The organism is Arthrobacter sp. Y3221114, from assembly GCF_059092625.1.
Genome location: NZ_JBNHHW010000001.1, coordinates 114,552 through 127,787 on the forward strand (window position 1 = coordinate 114,552; position 13,236 = coordinate 127,787).

8 protein-coding genes are annotated in these 13,236 nt (G+C 70.9%); 6 read left to right on the top strand and 2 right to left on the bottom strand.

The window, feature by feature from the left end; genetic code table 11:
* Positions 1–26 precede the first annotated feature (26 nt).
* Genes cydB through AC5RV3_RS00505 form a run of 3 tightly spaced genes read left to right on the top strand, consistent with a single transcriptional unit; the run spans position 27 to position 5,429 of the window.
* Complete coding sequence (gene cydB / locus AC5RV3_RS00495) at positions 27–1,046, top strand: cytochrome d ubiquinol oxidase subunit II (RefSeq protein WP_494120512.1); 1,020 nt, start codon at positions 27–29, stop codon at positions 1,044–1,046.
* 5 nt (positions 1,047–1,051) lie between these two features.
* Positions 1,052–4,441: a thiol reductant ABC exporter subunit CydD gene (cydD, locus tag AC5RV3_RS00500; RefSeq protein WP_494120513.1), complete on the top strand. Its 3,390-nt coding sequence runs from the start codon at positions 1,052–1,054 to the stop codon at positions 4,439–4,441.
* Positions 4,442–4,445: 4 nt separating this feature from the next.
* Positions 4,446–5,429, top strand: a complete 984-nt coding sequence (locus AC5RV3_RS00505; protein ID WP_494120514.1) for a GNAT family N-acetyltransferase — start codon at positions 4,446–4,448, stop codon at positions 5,427–5,429.
* 50 nt (positions 5,430–5,479) lie between these two features.
* On the opposite strand, the gene AC5RV3_RS00510 is transcribed toward AC5RV3_RS00505, so the two are convergent.
* Both AC5RV3_RS00510 and AC5RV3_RS00515 read right to left on the bottom strand, forming a co-directional pair.
* Entirely contained in the window at positions 5,480–5,998 is a 519-nt protein-coding gene (locus AC5RV3_RS00510) for a DinB family protein (protein ID WP_494120515.1), read from the bottom strand.
* 9 nt (positions 5,999–6,007) lie between these two features.
* Entirely contained in the window at positions 6,008–8,509 is a 2,502-nt protein-coding gene (locus tag AC5RV3_RS00515) for a DNA gyrase/topoisomerase IV subunit A (protein WP_494120516.1), read from the bottom strand.
* A 47-nt stretch (positions 8,510–8,556) separates the two neighbouring features.
* On the opposite strand from AC5RV3_RS00515, the gene AC5RV3_RS00520 reads away from it, so the two are divergent.
* The 3 genes from AC5RV3_RS00520 (at position 8,557) to AC5RV3_RS00530 (ending at position 13,163) form a co-directional block, all read left to right on the top strand.
* On the top strand, positions 8,557–11,265 hold the full coding sequence (locus AC5RV3_RS00520) for a bifunctional acetate--CoA ligase family protein/GNAT family N-acetyltransferase (RefSeq protein WP_494120517.1): 2,709 nt from the start codon (positions 8,557–8,559) through the stop codon (positions 11,263–11,265).
* A 39-nt stretch (positions 11,266–11,304) separates the two neighbouring features.
* Positions 11,305–11,979: a DUF5998 family protein gene (locus AC5RV3_RS00525; protein WP_494113710.1), complete on the top strand. Its 675-nt coding sequence runs from the start codon at positions 11,305–11,307 to the stop codon at positions 11,977–11,979.
* Positions 11,980–12,062: 83 nt separating this feature from the next.
* Positions 12,063–13,163, top strand: coding sequence for an alkaline phosphatase family protein (locus tag AC5RV3_RS00530; RefSeq protein WP_494120994.1), 1,101 nt, complete (start codon positions 12,063–12,065; stop codon positions 13,161–13,163).
* Positions 13,164–13,236: the final 73 nt, after the last annotated feature.

Sequence of the window (13,236 nt, forward strand, 5' to 3'; positions counted from 1 at the left end):
TCCTACGGATCGATAAGGACGGCTACATGGAAACCCTGCCCACCATTTGGTTCATTGTCATCGCCTTCTTCTGGACCGGGTACCTGTTCCTGGAAGGATTCGACCTCGGCGTCGGCATGATGATGCCCGGCTTCGCCCGGAACAACACGGAGCGCCGCGTGCTGCTCAACACCATCGGCCCGGTCTGGGACGGCAACGAAGTCTGGCTGGTCACCGCGGGGGCCGCCACGTTTGCGGCCTTCCCCGAGTGGTACGCCGCCCTGTTCTCCGGCCTGTACCTCCCGCTGGTGCTGGTGCTGCTGGCCCTGATCTTCCGCGCCGTAGGCATCGAATACCGCGGCAAGGTGGACACCGATCGGTGGCGGGCCCGCTGGGACTGGGCGATCGCGCTGGGCTCCCTGGTCGCGGCCTTCGGCGTCGGCGCCATGCTCGCCCTGACCACCACCGGCCTGCCGCTCAACGCCAACGGCGACCGCGTGGGCGGACCGTTCGCCTGGTTCAACGGCTATGCGGTGCTCGGCGGGCTGGCAGTGGTCGGCTTCAGCCTGGTGCACGCGGCGGCGTTCCTGGCGCTGAAGACCGACGGCGAGGTCCGGTTGCGGGCCAAGGCGCTGGTCCTGCGCTGGCTGCCGGTGGCGCTGCTGCCGATGGCCGCCTGGGCGGCCGTGTTGGTGCTGCGCCACGGCAAGGCGGTGACGGTGGTGATGCTGCTGGTCGCCGCCCTCGGTGCGGCGGCGGCCTGGCTGCTGGCCAAGGCCGGGCGGGACGGGCTCTCCTTCGCCGGGCTCGGCACCTTCGTGGTCGCCGGGACGGCAACCATCTTCACCTCGGTGTTCCCCACCGTGCTGCCCTCGACCGTCGACGAGGCATTCAGCCTGACCGTGGGTTCGGCATCGTCCTCGGACTACACGCTGGGCGTGATGAGTGTGGTGGCGTTGTTCGGCATCCCGGCGGTGCTGGTCTACCAGGGCTACACCTACTGGGTGTTCCGCAGGCGCGTGAGCGCATCCGCCATCCCCGCCGCACACGCCGTCACCGCACAGTGAAGCCGATGCTTCCGGCGGGCGCGGCCGGCAAACGTGCGCTCTACCTGCTGGGGCTGGCTGCGGCCGCCAAGGCCGGCGGCTTGGTGATGCTCGCTTCGGCGGTGGCCGCCGGGGTGGCGGGCGTGGCGGCCGGGGCTTTCAGCTGGGATACGGTGCTGCTGCCCGGCGCCCTCGGCGCCGTACTGCGCGCGGCCGCGGCGTGGGGCCAGGACGTGGCGGCGCAGCGGGCGGCGGCCGGGGTCAAGGAGGACCTGCGGGCCCGGCTCGCCGCGCGGATCCTGCACGACGGCGGCGGCTCCCCGGCCGGGGGCGACGGCTCCGCCCCGGGTGAGGGCGCCCTGAGCGTGCTGGCCACCCGGGGACTGGACAACCTTGACGACTATTACAGCAAGTACCTGCCGGCGCTGGTGACCTGCGCCACGGTGCCCCTGCTGGTGGGGCTGCGGATCCTGGCCGCGGACTGGGTGAGCGCGCTGATCGTGGTGCTCACGCTGCCGCTGGTGCCGGTCTTCATGATCCTGATCGGAAAGCACACCGAAGACCGGACGAAACAGGCCGCCGCGGCTTTGGACCGCCTGTCCGACCACCTGCTGGAACTGGCCCGCGGACTCCCGGTCCTGGTCGGGCTGGGCCGGGCTGCCGCGCAGACCAGGGCCCTGGGCGACGTCGCCCGCGCCTACCGGGAGCGGACCCTGGCCACCCTGCGGGTCGCCTTCCTGTCCTCCCTGGCACTGGAACTGATCGCCACCATTTCCGTGGCCGTGGTGGCGGTGTTCGTGGGGATCCGGCTGGTCTATGGCGAAATGGAACTGGAAGCCGGATTGCTGGCCCTGATCCTGGCGCCAGAGTGTTTCCAGCCGCTGCGCGACCTCGGCTCGGCGCATCACGCGAGCGAAGACGGACTGGAAGCCCTCGAGCGCAGCAAGGCCGTGCTGGACGCGCCGCCCGGCCGGCCGCTGGTCCCCGCTCCGGACGCCGGGCATCGGTCCGGGGCCGCTGGCGGGGAAGCGCCGGAGCTGTGGGTGGCGGGGCTGGCCGCCGGCTACCAGGGCCGCGGCCAGGTGCTGGAAGGGCTGGATTTCACGGCACCTGCCGGCCGCATCACCGCCTTGTCCGGACCAAGCGGGGGCGGCAAGACCACGGTGCTGGAGATCCTGGCCGGCCTGCGCCGGGACGGGGCCGGCATCCACCTGGCCGGCCAGGTGTCCGGCGTCGACCGCGGCCGGATCGCGTGGATCCCGCAGCACCCGGTTCCCTCCGAAGCCACGGCGGCCGAAGAGGTGGCCCTGTACGCGGGGCTGGCAGGACCGGCCGGGCGTGCGGCGGCGGAGGAAGCGCTGGCGCGGGTCAATGCCGCCGACTTGGCGGCCGCGGACACCGGCGACCTCAGCCCGGGAGAGCTGCGCCGCGTGGCCGTGGCACGGGCCTTGGCCCGGATCGAACATGTCCCCGGTGTGGACGTGCTGCTGGCCGATGAACCCACCGCGCACGTGGATGAGCGCAGCGCCCGGGCGATCGAGGCCGCGCTGGACGGGCTCCGCGGCCGGGTGACCACGGTGCTGGTGGCACACGACCCGGACACGGCGGCGCTCGCCGACCACGTGGTGCCGGTGATGCCGGCGTCCGGGGGAGCCCCTGCCGCCCCGGCGCGTACCGGTGGTGCGCGGCCCGCGGCACCGGAGGCCGAACGCGGCGGGCCCGCGCCCGGGGCCGCGGCAGGCTCCCGGACGGAAACGCCAGGGGAGGGCGCCGCCGGCGCCGGACCCGGCCTCTGGCGGCAGGCGGCGCTGCTGCGGCCGTGGAGCCCCCGCTTCCTGGCGGCGCTGTGCTTCGGCCTCGGCGCTGCGCTCTTCGCCGTCGCGCTCGCGGGCCTGTCCGGCTGGTTGATTGTCTATGCCAGCGAGCAACCGCCGATCCTGTACCTGATGACCTCCATCGTCGGCGTCCGGTTCTTCGGGATCGGACGTTCGGTCCTGCGCTACCAGGAGCGGCTGAAGCTGCACGACGCCGTCTTCGAAAGCACCGACCGGCTGCGGATCCGGTTGTGGAACGGGCTGCTGCAGCGGCCGGCGGCGTGGCGGCGGCTGGCCCGCGGCGGCGGCGCCCTGGAACGGCTGGTCGGAGATGTGGACGAACTGCGGGACATCGCGCCCCGCGCCGTCTTCGCCCCGCTGGTGGGCCTGCTGGTGGCCGCCGCGTCCTGCGTGGCCACGGCCCTGCTGATGCCCGCGGCCCTGGGGTGGCAGCTGCTGCTCTCGGGGATCTGCGTGGTGGGTGCTCCCGCCGTGACCCGCTGGGCCGACCGACACGCCCAGGCGACGAACGTGCGGGTCAAGGGCAGGTCGCTGAACGCTTTCACGCGGCTGCTGGCGGCAGCCCCGGACCTGGCCGCAAACACGGCGGCCGGGCCGCTGCTGCTGCGGGCCCGCCGCCTGGACCGGGAAGCCACCGCAGCCGTGCAGCGCAGCGCCTGGGCGCAGGGCCTGGGACACGCCCTGACCGTGCTGGCGTGTTCCCTGTCCGCCGTGGTGATGATCGGTTCCGCCGGTGGAACGGTGCCGGGGGCGGCCGCCGTCGTCGTCCTGATGCAGTTGGCGCTGGCGGAACCGTTCATGGCGGTCAACACCGCGGTGCAGCAATGGGGCGCCTGGCGCGAGGCCGGCGGGCGCGTCATGCCGGAGCTGGGCAGCAGCGGCGCGGGTCCGGCCGGCGAATCGCGGCGGGAAGTCCCGGTCGAAACGCTGGAGCTGCGCAACGTTTCCTACCGGTACCCGGGCGCCCGCCACGACGCCTTCACCGGAGTGGACCTGCGGGTGGAGCGCGGACAATGGCTGGCGGTCACCGGCCCTTCGGGCAGCGGGAAGTCCACGCTGCTCGGCGTGCTGCTGGGCTTCCTGCCGCCGGCATCCGGCCACTACCTGGTCAACGGGACGGCCGGCGGGGCGCCGCGGTCCGCCATCGCGTGGATGCCGCAGGAGGCGCACCTGTTCAACTCAACGCTCCGGGCCAATCTCCTGCTGGCCCGCCCGGCCACGGACGCGCCGACCGAAGAGGAGATGTGCTCGGCGCTCACCGCCGTGGGGCTGGGCGGTTTCCTGGCCGGACTGCCGCACGGGTTGGGCACCAGGATCGGCCCGGGCGGGCACTTCCTCTCCGGCGGCCAGCGGCAGCGGCTCGCCGTGGCCCGGGCGCTGCTGGCCCACTCGGACGTGGTGCTGCTGGATGAACCGACCGCGCACCTGGACCGCGAGGCGGCGGACGCGTTGCTGGCCGACCTGCGCCGCGGGCTCGCCGGTAAAGCAGTGGTCATGGTGACCCATGACGAGCGGCAAGCCGCGTGGTGCGAGCACCGGTTGCATTTGGCTACCGGCAGCTACGCCGCTGCCCTAAGCTGAGGCAATGACCGTTCCCGACCTGCCGGACTTTCCCGGCGGAGCCCTGCGCTGGCGCCCCATGTCCGCCTCGGACATCGAGGGCTGGCACCAGCTGATCCGCCGCATGGCCGCCGTGGATCAGCCGGTCTGGGTCGAGACGACGGCGGACCTGGCGGAGGCGTTCGACGACCCCGCCAACGACCCGGCGCAGACCACGGCCATCGGCGTGGACGCCGACGGAACGGTCCGTGCCGTGGGGCGGGTCTACGCGAACGCCGGCTCCGCGGCGGCCCACACCTGGGGCGGCGTCGACCCGGAATGGCGCCGCCGCGGCATTGGCCGGGCGCTGTACGACTGGCAGGCCGAGTGCCAGCGTCGCCGGTTCAGCGCGGCCGGCATCGCCGGCGGTGTCCTGCGGACCAGCACCGAAGAACGGGACCCGGCGCACAACGCACTGATGGCCGCCGTGGGCGCCACGGTGGTGCGCTACTTCACCGAGATGACCCGGCCGCTGGAAACGATTCCGGAAGCACCGCTGGCCGAGGGGTTCGCGTTCGTCGACCTGGACGCGGAGGACAGCGAGGCCGTGAGGCTCGCCCACAACGAGGCCTTTGCGGACCACTGGGGCAGCGAGCCCAGGGACGAGCGCCGGTGGAACACCCTGGTGATGCATCCGCAAACCAAGCCGGAGTGGAGCATGTCGGTGGTGGAGTCCTCGTCCGGCGAGACGGTGGCCTACCAGGTGGCCAGCTTCGACCCCGAGTACAAGCTGCAGTCGGGGTACGACGAAGGGTTCACCAATCTCCTCGGCGTCCGCAGGCCGTGGCGCGGCCGCGGGCTGGCCCAGGCGCTGCTGGCCGAAGCGATGCGCCGGTTCAGGGCCGGCGGGATGGCGCACGCCGGGCTGGGCGTGGACACGCAGAATCCCAGCGGGGCACTCGCGCTCTACACCCGGATGGGGTACGTGCCCACGCAGCGCTACCTGGACTATGAACTGCCGCTGACCTGACGCGGGCAGCGGACCGCGCCCCGGCGTCGTGCACCGCGGCCGGCCCGCGGCTACGCCCCGACGTCGTGCAGGTGATGCATGACGTCGTGCAGGAAGTAGCTGCCGAGCGTGGTGACCGTGAAAGCCGAACCGTTGCTGCGCCGGCCGCGGCGGTCCCATTCGGCCGGGGTCACCGCATTGAAGCCGGCGGCCACCTCCGCCGCTGCCCCCGCCAGTTCCTGGGCCACGGCGAGCGGGTCCTGGCTGCCGTAACGCCCCTCCACGGCCGCGGCGTTCTGGTCCCAGTCGGCAAACTCCGGGTTGTCCTGGCTGAGCATCAGCTCCAGCCGGGCATCGAACACGCGGCAGACATCACGCACGTGCGCGGCGTACTCCAGCACCGACCACGTCGAGTCGTTGGGGCGGACGTGGACGCCGGGCTCCGCCAGCGCCGCCTGCCAGCGGGGAACGGTGGCCAGCACCGCCGGTCCGATCCGGTCCGGCGTGACGCCGGCCGGGTCGAAGCCGCATTCCGGGCAGGGCCGCTCGGTGACCCACGTCCAGTCCTTGGTGTCGGGGATGATCGCCATGCAGCCAGCTTAGGAGTCTTCCGCCCCCTGCTGCGATAGGGAGGGACCGACGGCGTCCACGGACTGGGACAACGGGATGCCGGAACCGTCGCGGCGGCCGTGTTCGGTGGGCAGGGCCCGCGAGGCGCCGTTGGACGAGCTGGCCTTCGCCGGACCGTGCCCGGCCCACGCCAGCGAGAGCATGTCCTCCCCCTTCAGGAAGCGGTGTGCGCGCACTCCGCCGGTAGCGCGGCCCTTGGCCGGGTACTCGGTGAACGGGGTGACCTTGACCGAGCCGGGGGAGGTGCCCGGGAGGGCTTCCCGGGTGGAGGCGACGGTGACGACCACGGCGTCGGCATCCCCTGCGGCGACCGCACCAAAGAACGCCACGGTGTCTTCCGCGCCCAGCTTGATGCCCGCTACGCCGCCGGCCGTGCGGCCCTGGGCGCGCACCGCCGAGGCCGGGAAGTGAAGCAGTTGCGCCTGGCGGGTGATGAAGACCAGTTCGTCGTCGTCGGCCGGGACGCTGAGGCCCACGATGTAGTCCTTGGGCTTGAGCGCGATGATCTCCCAGTCCTCCCGGTTGAGCGGGTAGTCCGGGGTCACGCGCTTGACAATGCCTTGCGCAGTGCCAAGGGCGAGGGCCTTGTCCAGCGGCGCCAAAGCCACCAGGGATTCGCCCTTCGCCAGGGTCACGAACTCCTTGACCGGGACGCCGCCGGCCAGGTTGGGCGAACCGGCAGCGGCGGCGAGCACCGGCATATCCAAAACCGGAAGCCTTAGCATCCGGCCCAGCGAGGTCACGGCTCCGATTTCGGCCCGTGCCGTGGTCTTGACGACGGACGCCAGGACATCGTGCCTGATCCGCTGGCCGTCCAACAGGGGCTCCTGGTCCACCGTGCGGGCGAGCTGGCCGGACGCGGAGAGCAGGACCCAGCACGGATCGTCCGCGATCTGCAGCGGCAGGGCGGCCTTGGCGTTCTTCCCGGCGGCGGCGGGAGCCGGCAAGGCGGTGCCGCGGAGCGGGGCCGCCGCCTCCGATTCGAGCAGCACGGTCCGCCGCGGTGTGGCGTAGAGCGCGGAAACCTCGCCCAGTTCGTCGGAGACCAGTTGGCGCAGCATGGCCTCGTTGGCCAGGATCTCCTCCAAGCCGGCGATCTCGCGGCGCAGTTCGTCCTGTTCCTTCTCGAGCTCGATCCGCGAGTATTTGGTCAGCTGGCGCAGCCGCAGTTCGAGGATGTGATTGGCCTGGATTTCGGACAGGTCGTAGATGGCCATCAACCGTTCGCGGGCGGCGGCGGCCTCGTCCGAGGAACGGATGATCTGGATGACCTCGTCGATGTCCACGATGGCAATCAGCAGGCCTTCGACCAGATGCAGCCGGTCCTTCTTCTTGCCCAACCGGAACGCGGTGCGCCGGCGCACGACGCCGATGCGGTGGCTGACGTAGACCTGCAGCAGTTCCATCAGGCCCAGCGTGCGCGGCTGCCCGTCGACCAGCGTCACGTTGTTGATGCCGAAGGAGTCCTCCATGGGCGAATAGCGGTACAGCTGCGCCAACACGGCGTTGGGATTGAAGCCGTTCTTCAGCTCGATGACCAGGCGCAGGCCGTGCTGCCGGTCGGTCAGGTCGACGATGTCGCTGATGCCCTGCAGCTTCTTGGACGTGACCGCGTCCTTGATCTTCTCGATCACCTTCTCCGGGCCCACGCCGTAGGGCAGCTCGGTGACCACCAGGCCGGTGCGGCGGGCGGTGAGCTTCTCCACCTCCACCTTGGCGCGGGTCTTGAAGGAGCCGCGGCCGGTCGCATACGCATCGCGGATTCCGTCCAGGCCCACGATCTTGCCGCCGGACGGCAGATCGGGTCCGGGGACGAACCGCATGATGTCCTCAAGCGTGGCGTCCGGGTTGGCGATCAGGTGCTGGGCCGCGGCGATCACCTCGCCGAGGTTGTGCGGCGCCATGTTCGTGGCCATGCCCACGGCGATGCCGGAGGAACCGTTGACCAGCAGGTTGGGGAAAGCGGCCGGGAGTACCGCCGGCTGCATCAGCTGGTTGTCGTAGTTCGGAACGAAGTCCACAACGTCTTCGTCCAGGTGGTCGGTCAGCGCCAGGGCCGGCGGCGCGAGGCGGGCCTCGGTGTAGCGCGGTGCCGCGGGACCGTCGTCGAGCGACCCGAAGTTGCCGTGGCCGTCGATCAGCGGCATGCGCAGCGAGAAGGACTGCGCCATCCGCACCATCGCGTCGTAAATGGCGGCGTCGCCGTGCGGGTGCAGCTTGCCCATCACCTCGCCGACCACGCGGGCGGACTTCACATGCCCCTTGTCCGGCCGCAGCCCCATCTGGGACATCATGTAGAGAATGCGCCGCTGCACCGGCTTCAACCCGTCGCGGGCATCGGGCAGTGCGCGCGAGTAGATCACCGAGTAGGCGTATTCGAGGAAGGAGCCTTCCATTTCGGAGGTCACGTCGATATCGACGATGTTCTCCGTGTAGTCCTCTTCGGGGGCGGGAGTCTGGCGGCGGGGCATGGGTAGAGCTTCGGTCCTTAGCTAAAAGTTGCGGATACAGTGAGTTTATGGCGCAAGAGGCTGATTCCCCGGATTATCCGGATTATTGGGAAGCGGATGTCGTGCTGCGCGACGGCGGTACGGCGCACCTGCGCCCGATCGTCCCGGCCGATGCCGAGGCCCTGCAGGCCTTTCACGTGGGGCAGTCCGAAAGCTCCATCTACCTGCGCTTCTTCACCTTCAAGTCCAAGCTCAGCGCCCGCGAACTGGCCCGCTTCACCAACGTCGATTACGTCAACCGGGTGGCCTTCGTCATCACCATCGGCGACGAAATCATCGGGATTGGCCGCTATGACAGGCTGGACGATCCCGCCGAAGCCGAGGTCGCCTTCAACATTTCGGATGCCCACCAGGGCCGGGGGCTGGGATCCATCCTGCTGGAGCATCTGGCGGCCGCCGCCCGGGAAAACGGCATCAGCAAGTTTTCCGCCGAGGTGCTGCCGGAGAACCGGAAGATGATCACCGTGTTCAACGACGCGGGCTACGAGGTGCGGCGCCATTTCGACGACGGAGTGGTCGCCCTCGAGTTCGACATCGACCCGACCGATCGCTCCCGTGCCGTGATGGCCGCCCGGGAACACCGGGCCGAGGCCAAGAGCGTGGCTGCCCTGCTGGCGCCCGGATCCGTGGCCGTGATCGGCGCCAGCCGGGACTGGGGCAGCGTGGGCTACTCGCTGCTGGAGAACATCATCGAAGCCGGCTTCACCGGCCCCGTCTACGCCATCAACCCGCAGGCCTTCGAACTGAACGGCATGATCTCCCACGCGGCCATCGCCGACGTCCCGCACCCCGTGGAACTCGCCGTCGTCGCCGTCCCTTACGAGGAAGTGCCCAAGGTGGCCCGCGAATGCGCTGCCGCCGGGGTCAAGGGGATCCTGGTGGCCAGCGACGGCTTCTCCCAAGCCGGGAACGAAGGGTTGCAACGGCAGCGCGAGCTGGTGCGCCAGGCCCGCGCCCACGGCATGCGGGTGATCGGCCCCGGGTCGCTCGGACTCCTGAACACCGACCCGGCCGTGTCGCTGAACGCCTCGATGGCGCCCGCCATGCCGCCGCGCGGGCCGCTTGGGCTCTTCAGCCAGTCCGCAGCGATCGGCGTCCTGCTCTACACCGCCGCCAGCCGGCGCGGGCTGGGCCTGTCGTCCACCGTGTCCGCCGGGAACCGGGCCGACGTCTCCGGCAACGATGTGATGCAGTATTGGGAAGACGACCCGGCCACCAAGGCGGTGGGGCTCTACCTGGAATCCATTGGCAACCCTCGAAAGTTCTCCCGGATTGCGCGCCGGCTCTCGCGCGGCAAGCCCGTGATCGTGGCCAAGTCCGACGTGATGGGACTGCAACTGCCGCCCGGCCATGCGGTGCGTACTACACAGGCCCCGCTGGGCGCCCTCGACGCGATGTTCCGCCAGTCCGGCGTGATCCGCGTGGAAACCAACGAAGAGCTGATGGACGTGGCGCAGATCCTGGTCAGCCAGCCGCTTCCGGCCGGAGCCAACCTGGCCGTCTTCAGCAACTCCCTGGCGCTGGGCAACGTGGTGGCCGACGCCGCCAAGGCGCACCAGCTGGACGTGGTCCGGCGGGAAGTGGCGCTGGACCTGAATACCGGCCAGTCCATTGCGCTGCCGATGCTTCGCCGGCAGGTGCGGCAGGCACTGTCCGCACCCGAGGTGCACGCCGCCGTCGTCACACTCCTTCCCGCCACCGGAATCCCGACCTCCCTGCTGGCGGAAGTGCTGCGGGACTGCGCCGAAGAAGCCGGCAAGCCGGTGGTCGCCTCCTTCACCGGCGTGCTCGATCTGGCCGAACGGACCGACGGCTTGCTTGCCACCGGAGGCAGCGGTGCCGACGGCGGGTTGCAGCGTGGCCTGCCCAGCTTTGCCAGCCCCGGCAGCGCCGTGAACGCGCTGGCGGCCGTGGTCCGCTACGCCGAATGGAAGGCCCGCGACCAGGGCGAATTCGCCGAACCGGCGGGAACCGACCCGGCCGAGGCTCAACGGCAGATCGACGCCCTGCTCGCCGGGGTCACCGGGACAGACCTGCTCACGCCTACCCCCGCGCAGACCGCCCGGCTGCTGGGCTGCTACGGCATCACGGTGCAGGAGTCGGCCGGCTTCACGCACGACGACGAGGCCGTGGCCGCTGCCAAACGGCTCGGCTGGCCCGTAGCCGTCAAAACCACGGATGCGCGGTTGCGGCAACGGCTGGACCTCGGCGGCGTGCGGCTGAACATCACCGACGAGGCGACCCTGCGCGCCAACATCGCGCACATGCGGGCCAGCCTGGCCCCGTTCGGCGACATCCCGCTGGAAGTCCAGTCGATGGTGCCCGCCGGCCAGGCCTGCACCATCCGCTCGATCGAGGATCCGCTCCTGGGCCCGGTGGTGTCTTTCGGGCTGGCCGGCGACGCCGTCAACCTGCTGGGGGACTGGTCCCACCGGATCCCCCCGCTGACCACCGTGGATGTGGCGGACCTGGTCCGCGGACCCCGCGCGGCCGAGAAGCTCTTCGGCTACCAGGGCCTGCCGGCGGTGGACGTTCCGGCGCTGGAAGACCTGATCGCCCGCGTAGCGCAGCTCAAGGACGAGCATCCCGAAGTCGCGTTGCTGGAGCTCAACCCGGTCCAGCTCTCCGACCGGGGCCTGGCCGTGCTGAACGCCGAAGTCCGGCTCGGAAACCACGCGCACCGCACGGACAGCGCGCGGCGCGCCATGCGCGACTAAACCGTCCGGGTTGGCCATCTGGCAGCAGCGTAGGGGATTATGGAACACATGAGCCCCCTTTCGACGGCCGAACGCCGCAGTCTCGATGACGCCCTCAACCGGGCAGGCTTTTACCCGCTGCTGGTTTCCGACGTGGTCCACGACGCTTTGGACGAGCGCGAGCCGCTGTCCCACCTGGTGCACCTGGAGACACACTTCGACCGCAACGAGGTGCACCGGCACATCACCGTGCTGGTGCTCACCGAGGACATGCTGGTGATCACCCACGTGGACGACCAGCAGTTGGACGACGAGGGCGAGCAGATGGTGGCGCAGATTTCCACCGAGTCGGTCCCGGTCAGCCAGATCCGCTCCGTGGTGCTCAGCTACGTCTACGCCCAGCCGCAGAACTACACCTCGGCCGACCAGGCCCGCGAATTGACCCTGGCCATCGCCTGGTCCGGCGGCCAGCGGCTGGACATGGGCCCGGCCGGGTGCGGCGATCCGCAGTGCGACGCCGACCACGGCTACACCGGCAACATCGTCCAGGAAGACATCGTGTTGCGGGTCAGCGCGGAGGCCGACGGGCTGCAGGCGGTCCAGAACGCCAAGGACTTTGCCCGCGCCCTGCGCAAGGTCAGTACCAGCCACCCGGAACCCGCCGCGGCGCCGGGCCCGGTGCAGCAGCGCCCGCGCATCGGCAACCGCCTGGTCCGCGGCCACCACGGCCGCTGACCTGCGGGACTGACTGCGTGACCCTGATACAGGAACCGCTTCCGGCTGCCCCCGGCTACGGCCGCAACTCCCTCGCCGAGGTCATGACCAGCGCCGCGGCCGCGCTGGGCGCCGAGGGCTTCGACAACGAGCTGCAGCTGCCGCCGGCGCGGCGCGTGTGCGTGGTCATGGTGGACGGGCTGGGCAAGGCGCTGCTGAAGCAGCGCGGCGGACACGCCCCCTTCCTGCGCCAGGCCATGGACAACTCGCGCACCCTCGGCAGCGCCCTCCCGTCGACGACGGCGGCGTCCCTCGCCAGTTTGGGGACCGGGCTGGCACCCGGGCTGCACGGCATGGTCGGCTACGACGTCCTCGACCCCGGGCAGGACAAGGTGGTCAACCAGCTCGGAGGCTGGGACCCCGGGGTGGATCCGCAGGTGTGGCAACCGTATCCGACGGTGTTTGAACGGGTGGCCGCGCAGCTGCCGGTCACCACCGTCAGCCTGCCTCGGTTCGCGGAATCGGGCATGACCCGGGCGGCGCTGCGCGGCAGCAGGTTCGTGCCCGGCGCCACCGGCCACGCCCGGACCCAGGCCGCGGCCGAAGCGTTGGCGGCTACGGACCGGGCGTTGGTGTACCTCTACTTCAACGAACTGGACAAGGCGGGCCACCGGTTCGGTGCGGCGTCGGCCCAATGGGGGAACGCGCTGGAGGAACTTGATTCGGACATGCGCCGCCTGGCCCGGCAGCTTCCGGCCGATACGCTGCTGCTGCTGACCGCGGACCACGGCATGCTGGACGTGGCCGAGGAGTTTCGTTTCGACTACTCGGCGGACCCGGCCCTGGTGGCAGGGGTCCGGCACACCGGCGGCGAACCGCGCCTGGTGCACCTCTATTTTGAACCGGACGCCACGGACGGCCAGCGCGAACAGGTGGCCCGTGCCTGGCTGCAGGAATACGGGAAGCAGGCCTGGGTCTTCACCCGCAAAGAAGCGGTCAGCCGCGGGTTCTTCGGCCGAGTCGACCCGCGGGTGCTGCCGCGCATCGGAGACCTGATGGTGGCCGCCCGCGAACCCGTGGCGTTCTACGACACCCGGCGCGTTCCGGAGACCGCGCTGTCCGTTGTCGGCCAGCACGGCTCGCTGACCAGGGCGGAGCGGGAAGTGCCCCTGCTGACGCTGGCGGCTCCGGGCAAACGGCGCTAGGAATCCGCGCCCGCCACTAACGGGAGGCCGCCGGAACGCGCACCGGCCGGATCTTGGCTGCCGCCGGGCGGCA